Genomic DNA, 20,755 nt, shown 5'->3' with positions numbered 1-20,755 from the left:
CTTCACTTCAGGCGCACCGCCTCAGGCGTTGGCGATGGACTTGGGCGGCAGCTTCAGCACCTGGCCGACCTTGATGGTGTCCGGGTTCTTCAGCTGGTCCTTGTTGAGCTCGAAAATCTTCGGGTAGAGCTTCATGTCCCCGTAGATGTCCTTGGCGAGCTTGCTCAGCGTGTCGCCCGACTTGACGGTGTAGACGCCGTAGTGCTCGTTGTTGGTCACGTCGAGCATGACCATGACCTCGCTCTGCCAGTTCGAGTGCTTCGCCTTGATCTGGTCCCAGATGCGGTCCCGGTCGAACGCGTAGTTCGCCTTCCCCTTGATGATGAGCTTGCCGTTCTCCTCGCGAGACTCGACCTGTGCACCCACGGTCTTCGCGACGTCCAGCACGTCCTTGTAGCTGTCCTGCAGGCCCATGGCTCCTCCTCCCGTGCCACACGGGCACGCACACCGGTGTGTGAGGCCGGCCAACCTAGGAGCGGCGCCCGGGTGCCTCAATCACCCCGCGCGTCCAGCGGCCGCAGGTGCTCTCCGCTCAACGATTCGCAGCGCGGAGCTGACGAATAGTCGCCGTGAGGAAGATTGCGGGCGGGGCTCGTTGAGGGGGTATGAATTTCAAATCACCTTCTTTCGCGGCGCTTCTCCCACTCGTCCTTACCGCGTGTGGCGCTCCCCTCGATGACGGTCAGCCGATGAGTCTGGGCGAGCAGGAACAGCCCCAGCTGGTCGGTACCATCGCCGAGACGTGCATCACTCCGGACCCCTCCGGCTACGAGTCGCTGGAGACCGCAACGGGTGGCGAGCTGGACGAGTGGCGCGAAGTCGTGGACGCCCTGCCGGCCTCCGCGCTGAAGACGGACCTCCAGAACCGGATGCTCACGCACCTGAAGAGCCCGTACTCGGCCTTCGCCACCGCGACCGAGGCCCAGAGCTTCCTGCGCAACCTGCGCACGCCGCTGCCGCTGAAGCTGCCCTTCACCGCGAACTCGCCGTACCTCTCCGGCACCGAGGTGAAGCTGGGCCACGGCTGGCGCTACAACGGCGGCGGCATCCACCGCGGCCTGGACATCAGCCGCTCCAACACCCCCAGCGACAAGGACCCCAGCTTCGACGTGCTGGCCATCGCGGATGGCAAGGTCATCGGCATCTACTTCGACGGCCCCGCGGGCGGTGGCGGCAACACGGTGGTCATCGAGCACACCGGCGCCAACGGGAAGAAGCTCTACAGCTTCTACATGCATCTGCGGAACGGCCGCGCCCACGACGTGGCCGCCGTCAAGGCGATGACCTGCCCCGTGGGCGACGACGGCTGCGCGCGCTACCAGTTGATGGCGAAGAACTACCCGAACCACCCCTCGTGGGGCACGGACAGCGACGCCATCCCCGTCTCCCTGGGCCAGTGGGTCACCCAGGGGCAGAAGATTGCGAAGTCCGGCAACACGATGACGGCCGGCACGCTCGCCACGGATGGCGAGCCCGCCAGCAACCACGCCAACAACCACCTGCACGTGTACCTCGGCGCGCCCACGCCCACGGACCCGAAGGTCACCGTGGAGGTGGACCCGTACGGCGTCTACGAGAAGGTCTCCACCGGCTGCTACGACGCCTTCCAGGCCACGTACTACCCGCGCCTGTGGATGCCGCACTACCCGGACTTCCACGGCATCACCTGGGACACCTTCGTCGAGCTGCCCGAGTACTACAGCGGCATGAGCTACCGCCCGAAGACGCTCAGCTACTACGAGCAGAACGGCGTGCTGCGCGTGGCGGGCTCATACCAGTACTCCAGTGACAGGAACTGGGGCGTGCAGGCCGGGCTGGACAGCGCGAGCTTCGACGCGGTGGTGGACCAGTGGAAGCAGTCCAGCTACGTGCCGCGCGAGACGCGCATCCGCATCGACTCGGCCGGCAAGGCCCGCTACAGCACCATCTTCGGCAAGCTGCGCACCAACGAGCTGACGCGCTTCGAGCACCGGCTGACGCAGGCCAGCCTGGACTCGCTCTACACCACGTACGTGGTGAACTCGGGCTGGCGCGTGGAGGACTTCTTCCCGTACCGCGAGGCCGGCGTGCAGTACTACGCGGTGCTCTTCAGCAACACCGACGCCAACACGCGCTGGCTGCGCTACGCCGCATCGGAGACGTTCGCCGAGTCGGAGATTGCCTCGCTGCCGGCGCAGGGCCTGCACGTGGAGAACATCGTCGCGGACCCCACCTTCAGCCCGCCGCGCTTCGCCTACGTCGCCAATGACGCCAGCGGCTGCGCGCCCCACGTCTACGTCAACGGGCTCATGTCCGGGTACCAGGCCGCGTACAACAGCGAGTCGGCCATGGGGTACGGCCTGAAGAAGCTGCAGGTCTACAACAACGGCGCCAACTTCACGGCCCTCTTCGACAAGGACAGCGGCAGCTGCCAGTGAGTCCGTGACTCCGCGGTAGCCACGGGCCCGGCGTCCACCTGTCTTCCAGGTGGGGCCGGGCCCTCGCCGTTGCTACAGCGTGAAGGTGGGCAGCTCGAGCCCCAGCAGCAGGCCGCCGGTCAGCTCCAGCGTGGCGGGAGACACCATGGCGTGCTGGGTGGCGGTGTGGACGTCGCGGAAGCAGCGCTGCAGGGGGCTGGAGCGGAAGACGGCACTGCCTCCCGCGGCCTCGTACATGCGGTCCACGGCGCGCGCGGAGGCCCGGGTGGCGTGTGTCATCGCCAGGCGCAGCTCGGCGCGGGTGCGCACGGAGACGGGGCCTCGCGTGGACTCGGCGTGGATGGTGTGGAGGGCCTCCAGCATGAAGGCGCGGGCGGCGCGCACGGTGGCCTCGGCGTCGGCGACCGCTTCCTGCGCGGCGGGGCGCGCGGCCAGCAGGCGCCGCTCCAGCATCAGCGTCTTCTGTGTGGCCAGCGACTTCATCTCGTCGATGGCGCGGCGGGCGATGCCGAGCGCCACGGCGGGGATGCCCATCCCCAGCAGGCCGAAGGGGTAGCCGTAGAGCGGGCGGGCGACGTGCGGGCGCTGGGCCACCAGGGAGAAGCTGTACTCGTCCGGCACGAAGACGTCCTTCGCCTCCATGTCGCCGCTGCCGGTGCCGCACAGCCCCGAGGCGAACCACGTGTCGTGCAGCACCGCGCGCTCCGCGGGGAAGAAGAACATGCGCGTCTCCGGGAGGCCCTCGCGCACCATGCGTGGCTTCCCGCCCTCCGTCACGACGCCGCCGCCCACCAACCAGTGGCAGTGCTGCGAGCCGCTCGCCCAGGGCCAGCGGCCGCTGAGGCGGTAGCCGCCCTCGACGCGCTCGGCGCGGCCGATGGGCGCCGCCACGCCGCCGGTGATGACGTCCGGGCGGGCGAAGATGGCGCGGGCCGCGGGCTCGAAGAGGTACGCGGAGGTCAGCGCGGTGGCCGCGCCAATCATCACGCACCAGCCCGCGGAGCCGTCCGCCTTCGCGAGCGCCTCCATGACCTGGAAGGACACGGCCGGGTGCAGCTCCAGGCCGCCGAGGGACTCCGGAATCATCATCCGGAAGAAGCCGTCCCGGGCCAGCTCGGCGGCCAGGTCCGGCGGCAGCCGGCGGGCATTCTCGATTTCGTCCGAGCGCGCGGACAGGCGGGGGAAGAGCGCCTCGGCGGCGGCCAGCAACGGGTGCGGGGAGGCTTCTGCGTGGGCAGGGGCGGGGTGCGACAACGGGCTCGTCATGGCCGGAGCCTATGAAGGATGCCGAGTGCATGGCCAGCAGCGCCCCGCACGGAAAGGTTTCTTCCTGCCAGGTCCAGCCCCCCGGCGCGGCCCGGGCAGGCACGAGTCCCTGCCTGCCTTGGGAGGTGGGCGCCAGCGGAGCTATCTGGCGGGTGCGACATCGCCGGCGCGTTCGGCAATCGGACGGGCATGACGGACGAGGGAGAGCAGCACCTTGCCTGGCTCCTCGGTCATCAGCTCGTGCGCCGACTGCTCGAACCAGACGAGCTGTTTCGATGGCGCCTTGACGCCCGCGAACCATTCGGCGGCGACCGTCGCCGAGACATTGTAGTCGTGGCGTCCGAGGAACAGGAGCAGCGGCGTCTTCAGCCGCTTCACCTGCGACAGGTCCGTCGTCAGTATCGAGGAAAGGAGCCGCTCGACCGAGACTCCCTCCGCCTTCCAGACCTGGCGCACGTCCTCGTCCGTGTACTCGGGCGACAGATTCACCGCCGCACCCTCGAAGCTCGCATTCGGGCGCCGATAGGCGGCACCCCCGAAGAAGTTGAGCCAGCGGCGCTGGAGCATGATGTCCTTCACCGGAAGCGGCGTCTTGCCAACGGCATAGGGCGCAATCGAGTCGAGGTCGCGGATGGCCTCCTCGTTCTTCGCCGCGCGCGCCTGTTCCATCGTCCAGGCCCAGCCGCGCCGCTCGCTCTCCCGCGCGTCGATGCCCTGGCCGACGCCGATATAGGCGTGGAGCCATTCGGGGTGCTTCTGCGCGAGGGTGAGCCCGAGGATGCTGCCCCAGCTATGGCCGAGGACGAAGAGCTTCTCCTTGCCGAACGTCTTGCGCGCCCACGTGACGACCTCCTCGGCGTCGGCATGCATCCGCTCCACGGTGAGCGTCGGGGTGACGGTGGCCGCGTCGTTCGCGACATACGTCTTGCCCGCGCCGCGCTGGTCCCACTGGATGACGGTGAAGAACTCGTCCCAGCCGTGCGCGAAATACCAGCTCGTCGGCATCGCCACCCAGCCGGGGCCGCCATGGAGCACGAGCAGCACCGGATTGCGCAGGTCGCGGCTGCGGACCGAGACCCATTGGTCGATGCCTCCGATGCGCAGCTTCTCGGTGCGCTCCAGCCCCTCGGGCGCCACGATTCTGCGGAGCTCCGAGATGACCTTGATGGCCTCGGCCCGGTCATGCGGGCCCGGCGTTTCCTGCGCCTGTGCCTGAATGCTCCCCAGAAGCAGCGCCGCCAGCGGCAGCCACGAACCTTTGCGCACCATTCCCTCCCGATTCTGAACTCGATATCCGCGGGTACCACGAGCCTGCTCACCACGCCATGGAGCCACCCGTCCGCTCAGGTCGGCGGAGGGCGCGCGGCGACATGGGTCACGTAGCGCGTCCGGCCGTCTGGCGCAGCGGCCATTTCGGCGGACGCCTCCGAGTCGACCGCGATGATGACGATGTCCCGGCGCTGCCCGAGAGCGACGAGTTCGCTCGGCCTGGGCACCACCGCGCGTGCGGTGCTCGCCGCGCCCTCGGGAAAGAACAGGGCCCGTCCTTCCTCCAGGTAGAGGAGGGGCACGTGGCTGCCTCCGGACTCCACTCCGTCGGGGACGTAGACGTGCACCGTCCGTCGGGGCTCCACGCGTGCGAACCGCCGCACCTGCGCGATGACCTCCGTCGCGACGGAGTCGAAGTCGAGGGGACGCGAGAGGGGCTCGGGCCAGGGACTGCACGCCGACGCCATGACGAGCAACAGGGACATCCAACGGGACATGACGGTCCTCCTCGCCTCGGCGCATGCACCGGGCAATCCATGAGTCATGAGTCTCTGGGGGCCGCGCGCGGGTCAGGGCGCGCGGCTGACGTCACAGCGCCCCGAGGCGCCGCGTGACAAATCCTCCGCGACGGAGCGGAGCACGGTGCTGGTGAGGCTGGAGCCCTCTCCTTCGCTGTCCTTCTTCTCCAGCGTGAGCCACGACGCCACCCGGCCGAGGCTGGCGGCCGTCACCACGTGCAGCCGCACCTCCACCTGCACCAGGAAGCCGTCCTCCGCTCCAGGCCGGTCCTCCAGCGTCCAGGCCACGCGCTCCAACTCCAGCGCCCCCGGCCCCTCCGGCAGCGAGCGTCCATCCAGCACGTAGCCGCCACGTGAGAAGGCGAGCACCTGCGTCAGCCGCGTGCTGTCCACCCGCGCGTTGAACCACAGCGAGCGGCGCTTCCAGAGCGTCACCTCCACCTCCACCCGGCCCGCCATACCCAGCCGCACCAGCCGGTCCAGTTCCGGCGAGATGAAGGCGAGCGCCTCCGGCCGCACCACGACGCGCCGCCCGGAGAGGGTGGCCGTGCAGGACACATGCGGCTCCTCCGCGCGGGCCATGGGCGCGAGCAGTCCCGCCGCGGCCACCCACGCCGCGCCGAGCCTCCTGCCCGCCCGTATCCACGTCCGTGCCATACGCCTCAGAAGGTCCGCACGAAGAGCAGTCGCGCCTCGGGAGTGGCCGTGGCCTTGTCGTCGGTGCGCCACGCGACGTCGACCCGCACGTCGTCACCGAAGTGGAAGCTGCCGCCCAGGCTCAGCCTCGCCTCCGTCCACTCTTCGTCCACGCGCACCGAGCCCACGTCCGCGAAGACGCCGAACACGTGCCACCGGTACTCCGCGGTGGTGAGCAGCGACACGTCCCCCCGGAACTCCTTGAAGCCGTAGCCGCGCAGCGCCGTCCATCCGCCCAGCGCCTCGCGCTTCTGCTCGGGCAGGTTGTCGCCGCCGGCGGTGCGCACGCGCAGGTGCATCCCCGTCTTCCAGCCGGTGGGCACGTCCAGCGACAAGTCACTCACCAGCTTCCAGAAGCGCTCATCCACGCCGGGGCCGTCGCCCACCTCCAGCGTGAGGAGCCCGCGCAGGGATGCGCTGTGCTCCCAGTCGCCATCCCGCTCGAAGAGGGACGTCTCCGGCGTGCGGAAGAGCGAGCCCACGCGCGTGCCGGCCTCCGCGTTGCTGGTGTACTCCAGCCGCATCACCACGGACTTGAAATGGCCCTCAGTGACGGGTTCGTTGGTGAAGGGTGCCGAGTCGCGCCGGAAGAGGGTGAGCGGCGGGGTGAAGCTCTGCATCGACTCGTAGCGGTCGGCCCGGTACTCGACGCCCGCGAGCCACGCGTCGGCCCAGCGCCAGGTGGCGAAGGCCGCGAAGCCCCTGCGGCGGAAGTACTCGCGGTCCGGCCGGTTGATGAGGAACGAGTAGATGTACGAGTCGATGTCGCCCAGCCGCCAGCGGTCCATCGTGTCCGTGAAGTCATGCCCCTGGATGCCCAGCTCCGCGAGGCCCACGGAGGGCACCTGCGCCTTCACGCCGCCCAGCAGGTTCAGCCGGCGCTGGTGCTTCGTGCCCTCCGGGTCGTCCGGCAGGCGCTGGCCGCCCAGCCTCAGCGGGATGAAGAGGGCCGCGTCCGCGGTGAGGTGCGCCCGGTCCTTCGGGTCCCAGATGCGCAGGTGGCCCGCCAGGCCCGGCGCGAAGCCCGTCACCTGGGTGTGGACCGGGAGCAGGTCCACGTCCATGTCCGGCCGGCGCGGGCGCACGTGGACGACGAGGCGCTTGCCGTCGAGGGAGATGCCCTCGCCGTCGCGGCCGGTCTCCCACCAGTCGACGAGCTGGCGCCAGCTCAGCTCGAACTCCACCTTCTCGTGCCGGCGACGCTGGCGCCGCTCATCCTCCTGCGTGCGGTAGTGGCGCGTGCCGTCGGCGGCGCGCTCCTCGATGATGCTCGCCCGGCGGGTCAGCCCGTCGTCGTCGTCGTCCACGTCGGCGGGCTCCAGGAAGGGCAGCCGCGACTCCACGCGCTGCATGGCGCGCCGCGCGTCACTGCGCAGGAAGACGTCGCCGGGCTTCAGGTCCAGCGCGTCGCGCACCCGCGTGGCCATCTCCGGGCCCACGCCCTCCACGTCCACGGACTCCAGCCGGCCCTCGTCCACCGTCACCACCAGCCGTCCGTCCGGGTACAGCGTGGCGGAGAGGCTCGCGAGGAGGTAGCCGTCGTCGCGCAAGTCCTTGAGCGTGCGCTCCAGTGCTACGGCCACGCCTCCCAGGATGATGCCCCGGCGGTACTCGCCGCGCTCCTCGCGGGCCAGCCACTCGCGAGGCGGGCGCGGCGGCGGGCACGGGCGGACGACGGACAGCGTTCCGCGCCGGGAGTCCACGCGCAGCGTGGCGATGATGTCCTCGTCCTCGTCGTTGTCCTCGGAGGGGAAGCGGTGGGGGAGGCGGAACAACTCCTCCAGCAGCTCGCGGGCCTGGAGGTCCTGGAGCCCCTCCAGCTCCACGGAGGTCACCGTGGGGTTCTCCTCCAGGTGGACCTCGAGCACCGCGGGGCCCTGCTCGGAGGCGCGCAGGCGCGGCTCGACGCGGGCGAAGAGGCCCGTGCGCGCGAGGCGGCGGAGGAAGGTCTGTGCCTGCTTCGGGGTGAGGGGCTCCGGAGTGGAGGAAATGGGGGCGCCGATGAGCGCGCGCACCTGCGCGTCGGTGAGGCGCTGGAGGCCGTGGAGCTCCATGCTCCCGGGTGTGAGCGGGCGCCCGTCCACGCTGAACTGGAGCGGGGCGAGGATGGTGGAGTCTTCCGTGTCCGCTTCCTCTTCCTCGTCGCCGTAGTAGTCGTCGGGGCACTCGTGCCGCTCGTCCCGGGTGGCCTCCGCGAGCGCTTCGTTGAGCTCCTCGGCGCCGGGCCGGGCGTCCTCGTCGTCGCCCTCGTCACGGGACTCGTTGCGCTCCTCGGCGGTCTTCTCGTCGTCGCGGTCCTGGCTCCGGACGCGCGCGGGAGCGGCGGGCCGCACCTCGATGGGCATGGTCCCCACGCCGGCATCGGTGACGGGTTCGGAAACGGAGGAGGGTGCCGTCCCGGCATCTTCGGGGCCGGGCAGGGACGGGGCCGGGGCGGGCTGCGCACCGGCGGCGAGGGAGAGGCAGCAGAGGAAGAGGACGAAGCGGTTCATGTCCGGACGGGAGAGCACATGCCGTTCCAACCACGGGCATGAGGCAAGTGCCTGGAAGGACGAGGGGTGGGCGGGCCCGTCGATGTCACGGGCACATCCTGATGTCGAGCAGCGATGTGATACTGACATCCGCCTCGGCGATTGCGTGTGAGGGGGTGGGGGCGTCCGCCGCCGGGGAAGCAGGAGGCGAACGTGGGGCGAATGCTGGGATGCGTGGCCCTGGCCACCCTGTGGTGTGCGGTGGGATTCGCCGCGGAGGGCCCCGCGGCGCGCCTCGTGGAAGCCCAGGCGGCCCTGGCGGAGGGGTTGTCCCTCGAGGGCGCCCGCAGGTACGCCGAGGCCGTGCCGAAGGTCGAGCACGCGCTCGCGTTGCGGGAGGCCGTGCTGGGCGGGGCGCACCCGGACGTCGCGAGCTGCCTGCACGTCCTCGGTGAGGTGCTCTGGCTGCAGGGGCGGTATGTCCGCGCGGAGAGCCTGATGCGGCGCGCGCTGGCCATCCGCGAGGCGGCGCTGGGCCCCCACCATCCCGACGTCGCGGCCTCGCTGGACCTGCTCGGCAACCTCCGCGCGGACCTGGGCTCCTATGGTCAGGCGGCGCCCCTGCTGGAGCGGGCGCTGGCCATCCGCGAGGCAGTGCCCGGCAGGGGCTCTCTCGACGTGGCGACCTCGCTGCGCCACCTCGGGCGCGTGTACCAGCTCCAGGGGCGCTACGCCCGGGCGGCGCCGCTGCTGGAGCGCGCGCTGGCTCTTCGCGAGGCGGCGCTCGGCCCAGGACATCCCGACGTCGCCGCGTCGCTGGAGGACCTCGCGGCCGTGTATCAGCTCCAGGGGCAGTACTCCCGGGCCGAGCCGCTCTACACGCGCGCCCTCGCGCTCCACGAGGTGGCGGCCGGCGGGGACCGGCTCCTCGTCGCGTACTCGCTGACCAGCCTCGGCTTCCTCCACCAGCAGCAGGGCGCGTATGCGCGGGCCGAGGACTTCTACACGCGCGGGCTCGCGGCCTTCGAGGCGGCGCTGGGCCCGCGGCATCCCAGGGTTTCCGACGCGCACTGGATGCTCGCGCAGCTCCTAGACACCCAGGGGCTCTATGGGCAGAGCCTGCCGTTCTACGAGCGCGCGCTCGACATCCTGGAAGCGGCCTTCACCCGTGACGCCGCCGACATCGCCAGGCAGAACATCAACATCGACGGCCGGTTGGAGCCGATGCATGAGCGCGCACTCGTCATCGGCGAGGCATTCGCGCTTGGAAAACTTCATCCCCGCATCTCGACGTCACTCGACAACCTGGCCTTCTCCTACAGCCCGGAGGAGAGCCGGCAGTGGCTGCGGTGCGGGGAGCGCGTGGTGGTCGTCTACGGGGCGATTCTCGGCGCATCGCACCCCGATGTCGGTGACGTGCTCATGCGGCTCGCCGTGGCATACCAGGAGCTGGGGCTCGACGCGGAGGCGGAGCCGCGTCTGCGGCGCGCGCTCGCCATCTACGAGGCCACCGTCGGTGCGAACCATCCCCGGGTCGCCATCTGCCTCCACCGGCTTGCCCTCATGCGGCAGGCGCGGGGGCAGCATGCCCTGGCGGAGCCGCTGCTCCTGCGCGCGCTCGCCATCTGGGAGGCGACGCTCGGCGGGAATCACCCGGATGTCGCCCTCACCCTCAGCGAGCTCGCCAGCACCCATCGACAGCAGGGCGAGTACGCCAGGGCGGAGCCGCTCCTCCAGCGGGCGCTCGCCATCCAGGAGGCGGCGCTCGGGGGGACACATCCCGACGTGGCGCTCACGCTCGGCAAGCTCGCGAACCTGTACCAGGACCAGGGTGCGTATGCGCGGGCGGAGCCCCTGTTCCAGCGCGCGCTGGGCATCCAGGAGGCGGCGCTGGGAAAGGGGCATCCCGACGTCGCCCTCACGCTCAACAGCCTGGCCGTGCTGTACCTCGCGCAGCACCGGCTCTCCGCCGCGCTGCCCCTGCTGGCCCGGGCGTTCGACATCTCGGAGCAGCATCTGCGCCACGAGTCGCTCGGCTTCTCCGAGGCGTACCTGGCGAGCTTCCTCCAGTTCATCCGCAGTGACGAGGAGCGCCTCTACGCGCTCCTGCGCGCGCATCCGGACGACGCCCGGGTGCGGCGCCTCGCCCTGTCCGCCGTGTTGCTCCGCAAGGGCCGCTCCGTCGAGGAGATTGCCGGCACCTCCCACGCTGTCTACCGCAGCCTGGGGGACGCGGACCGGGAGCGCTTCCTCCAACTGCGCGGCCTGCGCTCGCAGCTCGCGCGGCTGTCGCTCGACGGCCCCGGCCCGGTGCCCCCGGCGGAGCACCAGCAGCGGCTGCAGTTGCTCGGCGAGCAGGCCGATGCGCTCGAGGCCAGCCTCGCCACGCGCTCCGCGCCGCTGCGCGCGCTCACCGCGCTGCCGTCCCCCGACACCATCGTCGAGCGCGTTGCCGCCTCACTCCCGAAGGACGGCGCGCTGGTGGAGTTCATCGCCTATGGAGACCGGCCGCTCGTGCCGCCGCCCGGCGTGAAGGATGCGGCGAAGCCCACGGTCCCGCTCCGCTACCTGGCGCTGGTGCTCTTCCCCGACGGGCGCAGCCGCGCGGTGGACCTGGGGCCCGCGACGCCCATCGACGTCGCGGCCTCGCACTTCAACCGGGCCATTGGCAACCGTGATGTGAATTTCACGGGCCCTTCGCAGGCGCTCCACGCCCGCGTCTTCCGGCCCCTGCTGCCGCTCCTGGGCGACACTCGCAGGCTCTACCTCGCACCCGATGGCCAGCTCAGCCTCGTTCCCTTCGCCGCGCTGCACGACGGCACGGGCTTCCTCGTCGACACGTTCGACTTCACCTGGCTCACCTCGGGCAAGGAGCTGCTGCCGCGTCCCCCGGGCCTTCTGGCGGCGCGCTCGGTGGTCGTCCTCGCGGACCCGGACTTCGGCGCCGTGCCGGCCCGGGCCGCTTCCAGGGGCTCGAAGCGGGGCCCGGCGCGACGTGCCGCCTCACAGGAGTGGGAGCGGCCCTCCACCGTGCTGCGCGCCGAGCTCGCGGACCAGCCCTGGGCGTCCCTCCCCGGGACGCGGCGGGAAGCGGAGTTCGTCCAGCGCTCCTTCCCCGGCGCGCAGCTCTTCCTTGGCGCGGACGCCAGCCGCGAGCGGCTGTTCCAGCTGTCCGCTCCCGGCATCCTCCACATCGCCACCCACGGCTTCTTCCTGGACGACGACGCCCGTGTTCCGGACGCTCGTGCGGTGGGGACGCTCGGCGGGCTGAGCGGCGCGGGCCCCGGCCAGCTCCCGCCAGACCCGCTGATGCGCTCGGGCCTGGTCCTCCCCGAGGCGCGGGCGGCGCCTCCGCCGGCTGGCAGGGCCCGCCCCCGGTCCACCTCGCTGGTGACGGCCAAGGAGCTGGCCGGACTGGACCTGTGGGGCACCGAGCTTGTCGTGCTGTCCGCCTGCGACACGGGCCAGGGCACCGCCCGTCCCGGCCAGGGGGTTCAGGGCCTGCGCCGCGCCTTCGTCATCGCGGGCGCGGAGACGGTGGTGATGAGCCTGTGGAAGATCAACGACGACACCACGCACCCGCTCATGGAGGACTACTACCGCCAGCTCCTCGCGGGCCACGGGCGTTCCGCCGCGCTCCGTGACGCCATGCTCTCGCTGCGGGCGTCACGGCCCCATCCCTACTACTGGGCGCCCTTCATCAGCCTCGGAAGCGACGCGCCGCTGCGAGCCGTCTCCGCGAAGGCCCCGGAGCCACCCGTGGATGCGGGCCGGCCGTGAGTCCGCTCAGGACGCCCGGCCGCCGAAGGACGCCTGGTTCTCCTCCCACCACTTGAGCCAGCCGCGCCGGGTGGCGTCGAGGTTGCCGACGACGCCGTCACCGAACGTGGTGACCCCCGTCATCCGCCGCAGGGCCGCGCCCCAGAAGACGCTCCCCTCGCGGTAGCGCTCGACAATCAGGGGCACGGCGGGCCGGCCCAGGGCGACGATGGATTCGAACGAGGGGTGGTTGAGGAACACGTAGGGGTTGGACGCCTCGCGGTGCTCCGCGCAGTGCTCCTCCCACTCCTTCGCCAGCGCTTCGAAGCGGGCACCCACGCTGCTCATGAGTTGTTCACCGCGGGCTGACGGGGACGGACGTAGACGCGCACCGGCTCACCATACGAAGGGCCGGTGAGGTCGTCAGCGCTGTTGTGGCGGATGAGCGGCTGGGTGCCAATCTTGCTCGTCAGGCGTCCCTGCTCGTCCATGAGCGCGCCGTGCGTCACTTCAATCGGGCCCGTGCCCGTCTTCGGCTTGAGCCCGTAGACGACGACCTTCTCCAGATTGGGGTCGTTGCTCAGGTCCAGCGAGGACATCGGCTGGTAGCCCTGCTGCGCATACAGCTTGTCGAAGTCCTCCAGGCGCGTGCCCGGCCACACCCACTGGTCCTGGATGCCCAGCGTCCAGGCGATGCAGTTGTAGCGCTGCGACGACGGGCCGATGCCGACGAAGTCCTCCGCCTGGAGGTTGGGGAAGCTCTTGCTGCGCAAGAGCTCCGCCTTCCACGACGGGTCCGCGTCGTCGCGCGCGGGGCCCACCTTGAACTTGAAGTTCTGCCCGAAGGACGAGTCGTAGCTCGTGTTCCCCTGGCCCTGGCCCTTGAACCAGAGGGTCATCTCCGTCGCCTCGACGGGAACCTGGAGCGAGGGCATGAACATCGTCCCCTGCGTGCCTCCCTCACCCGGCTGCACCATGAGCGGCACCTCCCGGGGAGGCTCGCCGTTGAAGGACACGCACGCGACGACGTCCGAGGGCGTCACGCCGCCCAGCATCGCGGCGAGCCTGTCCCGGTCATACGCAATGTCGACCTTGTCGCCCGCGCGCAGCTTGCCTTCGACCTGGGTCTTCCAGTCGTCGGTGAAGACGACGGCCGCGCCCTCCTTCGGGGCAATGGCCGCGTCGGAGCTGGGGTCCCACGAGCTGGACTGCTTGCCGTCCGCGCCCGTGGTGCGGATGGAGATGCGCAGCGTGCCGAAGGCGTCCTCCGGGACGTCAATGCGCGCGGGCAGCGTGTTGAGCCGGCCGCTCGCGTCGCGCGAGCCGTCCGTGAGGGGGATGGCCACTTCCGTCCCCCCGGGCGCCACGCGCCAGACCAGCTCGGCCTTCTCGGCGGACTTCGACAGGCGCGCGGGGTCCACCGTGACTGTCAGCGGCTTGCCCGCCTCCGCGTGGAAGGAGGGGCCCCGGCCATTGCCGGTGGGCAGCGCGACCTGGCCCTGGCCCTCCACGACGGCGCGCGCGGTGCGACCGCCCATGCCGAAGTGGGCCTCGTAGCCGGTGGCGCCGTGGACCTGGGGCTGCAGCTCGGCGGCCTTCGACGCGGCGACGGAGGCCGGGGCGCTCGTGCCCGTCAGCAGCGCAGCACCGCGCGGGGACGTCTGGCTCGGCCGGGTGGCGCCCGAGTCGAACCCGTCGGCCAGGGAGCGGGAGACGGGTGCCTTCTCTGCTCCAGCGGGACGCGCGGCGCGCTCTGGAGTGGCCGCGGTTGGCGCCGGCACGGTGGAGGTGAGCGAGGGGCGGCCAATGCGGTTCGACATGAAACTGCTCTCCCGGTGGGGGCTTCCGGTGTCCGGGAGGGATTATCGACGCAATGCGGCCACGGTTGCGTGGCCGCACGGGAGGTCTCAGCGGGAGCAGGACGCGGAGAGCGGTGGACGCCGGGCCCGGTTACGGGTCGACAGGGCCGCCGCTGCACGGCGTACAGGTGTACCGCGTCGTGGAGCCGAAAGGGGCACAGTCCGGATAGTAGATGGAGCTGGTGGCGCAGTAGCCCGGCCGGCACGGCAGGTTGCACGTGTACCAGAAGGCAGGCTGGATGACGCTTTCCTCCTGGGAGGCAAGCAGCGGGGTGGGCGTGGTGGGCGGCGCGGTTTCCTCCGCCGTCACTTCGGCACCACCACACGCAGCGACCAGCAGCAGCCATGGGAGCAACAGGGCCTTCTTCATGTGTCCTCCTGGGTGGGCGTTGCAAATGCAATCTTACTTCAGATTGCGCCCAGGAGCGACCTCGGCCCCGTCAGGACACGGGGAGCCCGAGCGCCTTGATGCGGCGGTAGAGGTTGCCGCGGTCCACCTGCAGCAGCCGCGCGGCTCCGGCGATGCTGCCGCCTTCCTGGAGCGCGGCGCGGATGAGGTCCTTCTCGAAGTCCTCCACGTGCTCGCGGTAGCTCCTGTCCCCCAGCGTGGGACGCGAGGGCGCGGCAGGGGCCAACGGCCCTTGGATGGCCTCGGGGCCGAGCGTGAGCGGGCCGTCACCACGCAGCAGGTTGAGGCGCTCGATGAGGTTGCGCAGCTCGCGCACGTTGCCGGGCCAGGCGTACGCGTGCAGGGCCACTTCCGCTCCGGGAGCCAGCACCAGCGGCACGTTGGGCCCGGCGAGCTCGGCGGCGAAGGCGCGGGCCAGTGGAAGCAAATCATCGGGACGCTCCCGCAGCGGCGGAAGCTGCAGCGGCATCACGTTGAGGCGGAAGAAGAGGTCCTGCCGGAAGCGGCCCTCCTTCACCGCGCGGGCGAGGTCCTGGTGCGTGGCCGCGAGGATGCGCGCGTCCACCGGCACCGGCACCGAGCCGCCCAGCCGCTCCACCTCCTTCGTCTCCAGCACGCGCAGCAGCTTGGCCTGGAGCTCCAGCGGCATGTCGCCCAGCTCGTCCAGGAACAGCGTGCCGCCGTGCGCCTGTTCAATCCGGCCCGCGCGCCGGGACACCGCGCCGGAGAAGGCGCCCTTCTCGTGGCCGAACAGCTCGCTCTCCAGCAGCGTGGAGGGAATGGCCGCGCAGTTGACGGCGACGAGCCGGCCCTTGCGCCCCGAGGCGAGGTGCAGCGCCCGCGCGACGCGCTCCTTGCCCGTGCCCGTCTCGCCGGTGATGAGCACCGCCGTGTCGCTCGGCCCCACACGGGTGATGAGCCGGCGCAACGTCTCCATGGCGGGGCTCTCGCCCACGAGGTGACCGGGGCGGGCGAGCGCGTCCAGCAGCCGCTCTCGCTCCTCCTGGAGCTCGCCCAGCACCATCGCGTTGCGCAGCGCCGTGAGGAGCCGCTCGGGCGAGGGCGGCTTCTCCACGAAGTCGGTGGCGCCCAGCTTCAGCGCCTGCACCGCCTCCGCGGGAGAGGCCTCGCCGGATAGCACCACCACCGGCGCGGGCAGCGGCCTGGGCAGGCGCGCGAGGAGCTCCAGCCCCGTCTCTCCGGGCATGCGGATGTCGAGCAGCATCGCCGCGGGCGGGCCCTCGGGCGCGTCGAGCAGGCGGATGGCCTCGGCGGTGGAGCGGGCCTCCACCGGGGTGAAGCCCTCGTCGCTCAGCAGCCCGCGCAGGGCCTTGAGGACGCCGGGGTCGTCGTCGACGACGAGGATGCGGGGACCTGGCTTCATGCGGTGGCCGGGGCGGAGGGAGGAGCGAGGGGCAGGTCCACGCGCGCCAGCGTACCGCCACCCGAGGCCGGTTCCAGGCGCAGCGTGCCGCCGTGCTCGTGGACGATTTTCTGGGAGATGGGCAGGCCCAGGCCGCTGCCCTCGGGCTTGGTGCTGAAGAGCCCGCGCGTGAGGGCGGGGCCTTCCAGCACGCCAGTCACACCGCTGCCTCCGTCCATCACGGTGACACGCACGGCGCCGCCGTCGAGAGCTTCCAGCGCGACGCGCACCGGAGGGGCTCCGGTGGGAGAGGCCTCGGTGGCGTTCTTCACCAGGTTGCCGAAGAGGCGGCGCAGACCGTCCGGGTCCGCGCGCAGGGAGGCGTCGGGGCCGGGGACGAGCTCCACGGGGACGGGCGAGGTGCCCGCGTAGAGGGTACAGATTTCGGCCAGGAGGGGGCGCAGGGCCACGTCCTGGAAGCGCGGGGCGGGGAGCCTCGCGAAGGTGGAGAAGCTCTGGGTCATCCGCATCAGGAGGTCCACCTCCTCCTGGAGGAGGGCCACGGCCTCTGAGATGCGGGTGGAGTCGGTGGGCATGCTCGCGTCCGTGCGGGACAGACGCGCGAGCGAGAGCTTCATTGCGGTGAGCGGGTTCTTCAGCTCGTGGGCCAGGGCGCGGGCCACGTCCTGCCAGGCGGCAATCTGCTCGGCGGACTTGAGGCGCTCGCGCTGGGCGAGCAGTTCCTGGCCCATGCGGTTGAACTGGCCCAGGAGGAACTGGAGCTCGTCGCGCGGCTGTTCGGGCGTGGCGAGGCGCACGGTGAGGTCCCCGCGTGCATAGGCCCACATGCCCTCGGTGAGGGTGGCCACGGGGCGCGTGAGGGCACGGCCGAGCAGCACGGCGGCCAGGGCGAGCACTGCGCCGGAGACGAGCACCAGCGCGGCGATGAAGGCGGGCACGCGGCGCACCAGGGCCCGCCGCGCCAATTCCGCCTGGGCGAGGTTGAGGCGAGCTTCGTTCAGCGCGTCCTGGGGCAGGCCCCGGCGCTCCAGGTCCGAGGAGACGCCGTCCAGCACGCCCTCCACGGGGGCGATGGAGACGGACAGCACCCGCTCCAGCGCGCCCTGCGCGAGCAGGCCGAGCAGCACCAGTGGCACGAGGCCCGCGAGCAGCATCACCACGAGCAGTCGCTGGCGGAAGCGGGGTGGGGGAGGGTGGAGGGCTCCCGTTGCGCTACCGGCCGCCGTCCGGAGCGGCGGGGTGGGGCTGTCGGGAGTCGGCGGGGCGCTGCGCATGGTGCGAGCGTTCATATCGCATCAGCGGCTCGGTCCTGCTGGCGACGACCCGTCGGGTCAGGTCAGGAATGCCGCGACGCGGGCGTACTAAAAGGCACCATGCCCTTTGACCCCCGTGAGGTAGAGCCGAAATGGCAGGCGCGCTGGCGCGACGCCCGCCTGCACCGGACGACGTTCGACCCGAAGAAGCCGAAGTTCTACGCACTCGACATGTTTCCGTACCCCTCCGGCGCGGGGCTGCATGTCGGACACTGCGAGGGCTACACGGCCACCGACGTGCTGACGCGGTGGAAGCGGATGCAGGGCTGGAACGTGCTTCACCCCATGGGCTGGGATGCCTTCGGCCTGCCGGCGGAGAACTACGCCATCAAGACGGGCATCCACCCGCGCGTCACCACCGAGCAGGCCGTCTCCAACTTCCGCAGACAGATTGACTCCGTGGGCTTCGCCTACGACTGGGAGCGCGAGGTCAACACCACCGACCCGCGCTACTACCGGTGGACCCAGTGGATCTTCCTGCAGTTGTTCAAGCAGGGGCTCGCGTACGAGAGCGTGATGCCCATCAACTGGTGTCCCTCGTGCAAGACGGGACTGGCCAATGAGGAGGCCGCCGGTGGCCGGTGTGAGCGCTGCGGCACCCAGGTGGAGCGCAAGGATTTGCGCCAGTGGATGCTGCGCATCACCGCGTATGCGGACCGGTTGCTGGAGGACCTGGCCAAGGTCGACTGGCCCGAGTCCACGCTGGCCATGCAGCGCAACTGGATTGGCCGCTCCGAGGGCGCCGAGGTGTCCTTCCGCGTGGCGGACGGGCAGGCGGCGGGCTCGGAGATTCGCGTGTTCACCACCCGCCCGGACACGCTGTACGGCGCGACATACCTGGTGCTGTCGCCCGAGCACGGCCTGGTCGAGTCGCTGACGACAGCGGAGCAGCGCGCCTCGGTGACGGACTATCAGGCGGCCGCGCGGCTCAAGAGTGATTTGGAGCGCACGGAATTGGCGAAGGAGAAGACGGGCGCCTTCACGGGCAGCCACGCGGTCAATCCCATCAACGGCGAGCGCATCCCCATCTGGATTGCCGACTACGTCCTGGCGACCTACGGCACCGGCGCCATCATGGCCGTGCCCGCGCACGACGCGAGAGACCACGAGTTCGCGGTGAAGTTCGGCCTGCCCATCCGTCAGGTGGTGCGTCCGGTGGACGGTGCGCAGCCCGAGCCGGACAAGGCCTTCACGGGCAACGGTGTCGCGGTGAATTCAGGAGCGCTGGACGGCTTGCCCACCGCCGACGTGAAGCAGCGGGTGGTGGCCACGTTGGAGACACGGGGTCAGGGGAAGCGCACGGTGAGCTACCGCCTGCGCGATTGGATCTTCTCGCGCCAGCGCTACTGGGGCGAGCCCATTCCCATCATCCACTGCGCGAAGTGCGGCGCCGTGCCGGTGCCCGAGGACCAGCTGCCCGTCACGCTGCCGGAGGTGGAACGCTACGAGCCGTCCGGCACCGGCGAGTCTCCGCTGGCCACGATTCCCGAGTGGCTGGAGACGGAGTGCCCGAAGTGCGGAGGCCCGGGCCGGCGCGAGACGAACACGATGCCGCAGTGGGCGGGCTCGTGCTGGTACTACCTGCGCTACCTGGACCCGACGAACGAGCAGGCGCCCTGGTCGAAGGAGGCCGAGCGCCAGTGGATGAACGTGGACCTGTACGTGGGCGGCGCGGAGCACGCGGTGCTCCACCTGCTGTACGCACGGTTCTGGCACAAGGTGCTGTTCGACCTGGGCCAGGTCTCCACGAAGGAGCCGTTCCGCAAGCTGCGCCACCAGGGCACGGTGCTGGCCTACACGTACGTGGACGCGGCGGAGCACTACCACGCGCTGGAGGAGGTGGAGCTGCGCGGCGAGACGGCGATTCTGCGCGCCACGGGCGAGACGCTGAAGGTCCAGGTCGAGAAGATGGCCAAGTCCAAGCTCAACGGCGTCAACCCCGACACCGTGGTGGCCGAGCACGGCGCGGACGTGCTGCGTCTGTACGAGCTGTTCATGGGCGAGTTCGAATTGCCCAAGCCCTGGGACCCGAGGGCCATCGAGGGCTGCGGCCGATTCCTGCGCCGTGCGTGGCGCTTGGTCGAGGAGCACGCACCGTCCCGCGTCCCCGAGGGCGACCCGCACCTGAAGCTGCGCCACAAGACGATTCAGCGCGTGACGGCGGACCTGGAGCGGCTCCAGTTCAACACGGCCATCGCGGCGCTGATGACGTACACGAACGAGCTGACCTCGAAGGGGAGCACGCGCGAGGACCTCGTCACGCTGGTCAAGCTGGTGGGCCCCTTCGCGCCGCACCTGGGGGACGAGGCGTGGGAGCGGCTCGGTGGGAAGGGCTTCCTGCTGGAGCAGGAGTGGCCTGTGTTCGACGTGGCGCTGACGGTGGATGCGCAGGTGACGTACGCCGTCCAGGTGAACGGCAAGCTGCGCGGCAGCGTGGAGGTGGAGCGCGGCACGCCGGAGGCCGAGGTGCGTGAGCGGGCGCTGGCGCTGCCCAACGTCGTCCGGCAGCTCGAGGGCGGGAAGACGGTGAGCAAGGTCATCGTCGTGCCCGACAAGGTGGTCAACATCGTCGTGCGTTAGCGCGTCTGGAGCTCGCGGAAGGTGAGGCCGTGCAGCTCCAGGCGCTGCACGGCCTCCTTGAACCGCTCGGTGCCGATGATCATCGTGGCGAAGTTGCCGAGCCGGAACAGGTCGAGTTCCGGGGGCAGGGAGGCCGCGTCCAGGATGGGCTCATCTGGCCGCGCGAGTCCGAACCGGCCACAGGTGACGCACGGTGGAGGCTCATCCGGGGGAATGCAGTCCGGGTGGAGTCTGCCGTGCGGCTCGATTTGGAGTTCCAGCAGTTCCGGCGGGTCCTTCTGCCGGAAGCGCAGCTCCGTGCGGCAGCCGAGCAGTCCCCGTACGCCTTCCGCTTGAAGAAGTTCTAGCGAGGCACGGCGTACCAGCAGCATGGAACTGCCCCACCATCCGAAGGGGCCGAACTTCCCGAAGGCACGACCGACCAGCGACCCGAAGGCTGTTCCGGGTGGCAGCGTTGCATGGGGAGGCGCGAAAGGGCGCACCAGCTCACGAAGGCGTGCGAACTCGGGGAAGGGCTCGGGTCTGGCCTTCTCGAACTCGTGGCGCTCGGACAGTTGCGATAGGTCAACGCACGGGTACTGGTGACCTGCTCCGCCCCAGGTCGCTCCGCACGTGTGGCAGCTCACGCCGGGCAGTCTCCATCTGTGCGCCGCGTCGACTTCGCCATCGTACGTCGTCGCTGTGGCCTCATCGCGGCGCAACCAGAAGAAACGGGGCATCTGTGCTCACGCAAGAAGGCTGCTTATCGCCGACGAAGCATAGTCGCCTGACCTGCTCTCAACGGCCTGAGAAAGTGGCTCGGAGTCGGTGATAG

15 protein-coding genes are annotated in these 20,755 nt (G+C 70.7%); 3 read left to right on the top strand and 12 right to left on the bottom strand.

Annotated elements, in window-relative coordinates:
• Window positions 1-21: 21 nt before the first annotated feature.
• Window positions 22-414 carry a LysM peptidoglycan-binding domain-containing protein gene (locus OV427_RS12840; RefSeq protein ID WP_267856375.1) on the bottom strand — a complete coding sequence of 131 codons (393 nt, stop codon included), beginning with the start codon at window positions 412-414 and terminating at the stop codon, window positions 22-24.
• A gap of 275 nt (window positions 415-689) precedes the next feature.
• On the opposite strand from OV427_RS12840, the gene OV427_RS12835 reads away from it, so the two are divergent.
• On the top strand, window positions 690-2,417 hold the full coding sequence (locus OV427_RS12835) for a M23 family metallopeptidase (RefSeq protein ID WP_267856374.1): 1,728 nt from the start codon (window positions 690-692) through the stop codon (window positions 2,415-2,417).
• Between the two features lie 72 nt (window positions 2,418-2,489).
• On the opposite strand, the gene OV427_RS12830 is transcribed toward OV427_RS12835, so the two are convergent.
• The 5 genes from OV427_RS12830 to OV427_RS12810 all read right to left on the bottom strand — a co-directional run bounded on the left by OV427_RS12830 (window position 2,490) and on the right by OV427_RS12810 (window position 8,676).
• Entirely contained in the window at window positions 2,490-3,683 is a 1,194-nt protein-coding gene (locus OV427_RS12830) for an acyl-CoA dehydrogenase family protein (protein WP_267856373.1), read from the bottom strand.
• A 141-nt stretch (window positions 3,684-3,824) separates the two neighbouring features.
• The gene (locus OV427_RS12825) at window positions 3,825-5,018 is read right to left on the bottom strand and encodes an alpha/beta fold hydrolase (RefSeq protein WP_267856372.1); all 1,194 of its coding nucleotides are present in this window, start codon (window positions 5,016-5,018) and stop codon (window positions 3,825-3,827) included.
• An 8-nt stretch (window positions 5,019-5,026) separates the two neighbouring features.
• Window positions 5,027-5,449: a hypothetical protein gene (locus OV427_RS12820; RefSeq protein WP_267856371.1), complete on the bottom strand. Its 423-nt coding sequence runs from the start codon at window positions 5,447-5,449 to the stop codon at window positions 5,027-5,029.
• Window positions 5,450-5,521: 72 nt separating this feature from the next.
• Window positions 5,522-6,127 (bottom strand): hypothetical protein, encoded by a 606-nt coding sequence (locus tag OV427_RS12815; RefSeq protein ID WP_267856370.1) that lies wholly within the window; start codon window positions 6,125-6,127, stop codon window positions 5,522-5,524.
• Between the two features lie 5 nt (window positions 6,128-6,132).
• Window positions 6,133-8,676, bottom strand: a complete 2,544-nt coding sequence (locus OV427_RS12810; protein WP_267856369.1) for a hypothetical protein — start codon at window positions 8,674-8,676, stop codon at window positions 6,133-6,135.
• A 183-nt stretch (window positions 8,677-8,859) separates the two neighbouring features.
• Between OV427_RS12810 and OV427_RS12805 the strand changes: the two genes are divergently transcribed.
• Window positions 8,860-12,417, top strand: a complete 3,558-nt coding sequence (locus OV427_RS12805; RefSeq protein WP_267863420.1) for a CHAT domain-containing protein — start codon at window positions 8,860-8,862, stop codon at window positions 12,415-12,417.
• A gap of 6 nt (window positions 12,418-12,423) precedes the next feature.
• Here the strand turns inward: OV427_RS12805 and OV427_RS12800 are convergent, their stop codons facing one another.
• The 5 genes from OV427_RS12800 to OV427_RS12780 all read right to left on the bottom strand — a co-directional run bounded on the left by OV427_RS12800 (window position 12,424) and on the right by OV427_RS12780 (window position 17,337).
• Entirely contained in the window at window positions 12,424-12,744 is a 321-nt protein-coding gene (locus OV427_RS12800) for a hypothetical protein (protein WP_267856368.1), read from the bottom strand.
• On the bottom strand, window positions 12,741-14,216 hold the full coding sequence (locus tag OV427_RS12795) for a DUF6209 family protein (protein ID WP_267856367.1): 1,476 nt from the start codon (window positions 14,214-14,216) through the stop codon (window positions 12,741-12,743). Before OV427_RS12795 ends, OV427_RS12800 begins: the two co-directional genes overlap by 4 nt.
• Before the next feature lie 130 nt (window positions 14,217-14,346).
• Entirely contained in the window at window positions 14,347-14,625 is a 279-nt protein-coding gene (locus OV427_RS12790; RefSeq protein WP_267856366.1) for a hypothetical protein, read from the bottom strand.
• A 70-nt stretch (window positions 14,626-14,695) separates the two neighbouring features.
• Window positions 14,696-16,048 (bottom strand): sigma-54-dependent transcriptional regulator, encoded by a 1,353-nt coding sequence (locus OV427_RS12785; RefSeq protein ID WP_267856365.1) that lies wholly within the window; start codon window positions 16,046-16,048, stop codon window positions 14,696-14,698.
• A complete protein-coding gene (locus tag OV427_RS12780) occupies window positions 16,045-17,337 on the bottom strand; it encodes a sensor histidine kinase (RefSeq protein ID WP_267856364.1) in 1,293 nt (430 codons plus the stop codon). Before OV427_RS12780 ends, OV427_RS12785 begins: the two co-directional genes overlap by 4 nt.
• Before the next feature lie 84 nt (window positions 17,338-17,421).
• On the opposite strand from OV427_RS12780, the gene leuS reads away from it, so the two are divergent.
• The gene (gene leuS, locus OV427_RS12775) at window positions 17,422-19,941 is read left to right on the top strand and encodes a leucine--tRNA ligase (RefSeq protein WP_267856363.1); all 2,520 of its coding nucleotides are present in this window, start codon (window positions 17,422-17,424) and stop codon (window positions 19,939-19,941) included.
• Here leuS and OV427_RS12770 read toward each other — a convergent pair.
• Window positions 19,938-20,660: a double-CXXCG motif protein gene (locus OV427_RS12770; protein ID WP_267856362.1), complete on the bottom strand. Its 723-nt coding sequence runs from the start codon at window positions 20,658-20,660 to the stop codon at window positions 19,938-19,940. The two genes, leuS and OV427_RS12770, sit on opposite strands and share 4 nt — an antisense overlap.
• Window positions 20,661-20,755: the final 95 nt, after the last annotated feature.

Source organism: Pyxidicoccus sp. MSG2 (assembly GCF_026626705.1).
GTDB lineage: Bacteria > Myxococcota > Myxococcia > Myxococcales > Myxococcaceae > Myxococcus.
Note: the sequence above shows the minus strand (reverse complement) of the source record. Positions and strands in the feature narration are given on the sequence as shown.

What these genes read in the sequence shown, in the direction of transcription:
- OV427_RS12795 (WP_267856367.1), bottom strand. Translation starts at nt 14,216, where the DNA reads ATGTCGAACCGCATTGGCCGCCCCTCGCTCACCTCCACCGTGCCGGCG.
- OV427_RS12800 (WP_267856368.1), bottom strand. Translation starts at nt 12,744, where the DNA reads ATGAGCAGCGTGGGTGCCCGCTTCGAAGCGCTGGCGAAGGAGTGGGAG.
- OV427_RS12835 (WP_267856374.1), top strand. Translation starts at nt 690, where the DNA reads ATGAGTCTGGGCGAGCAGGAACAGCCCCAGCTGGTCGGTACCATCGCC.
- OV427_RS12840 (WP_267856375.1), bottom strand. Translation starts at nt 414, where the DNA reads ATGGGCCTGCAGGACAGCTACAAGGACGTGCTGGACGTCGCGAAGACC.
- OV427_RS12780 (WP_267856364.1), bottom strand. Translation starts at nt 17,337, where the DNA reads ATGAACGCTCGCACCATGCGCAGCGCCCCGCCGACTCCCGACAGCCCC.
- OV427_RS12785 (WP_267856365.1), bottom strand. Translation starts at nt 16,048, where the DNA reads ATGAAGCCAGGTCCCCGCATCCTCGTCGTCGACGACGACCCCGGCGTC.
- OV427_RS12770 (WP_267856362.1), bottom strand. Translation starts at nt 20,660, where the DNA reads ATGCCCCGTTTCTTCTGGTTGCGCCGCGATGAGGCCACAGCGACGACG.
- leuS (WP_267856363.1), top strand. Translation starts at nt 17,422, where the DNA reads ATGCCCTTTGACCCCCGTGAGGTAGAGCCGAAATGGCAGGCGCGCTGG.
- OV427_RS12790 (WP_267856366.1), bottom strand. Translation starts at nt 14,625, where the DNA reads ATGAAGAAGGCCCTGTTGCTCCCATGGCTGCTGCTGGTCGCTGCGTGT.
- OV427_RS12805 (WP_267863420.1), top strand. Translation starts at nt 8,860, where the DNA reads ATGCTGGGATGCGTGGCCCTGGCCACCCTGTGGTGTGCGGTGGGATTC.
- OV427_RS12815 (WP_267856370.1), bottom strand. Translation starts at nt 6,127, where the DNA reads ATGGCACGGACGTGGATACGGGCGGGCAGGAGGCTCGGCGCGGCGTGG.
- OV427_RS12830 (WP_267856373.1), bottom strand. Translation starts at nt 3,683, where the DNA reads ATGACGAGCCCGTTGTCGCACCCCGCCCCTGCCCACGCAGAAGCCTCC.
- OV427_RS12820 (WP_267856371.1), bottom strand. Translation starts at nt 5,449, where the DNA reads ATGTCCCGTTGGATGTCCCTGTTGCTCGTCATGGCGTCGGCGTGCAGT.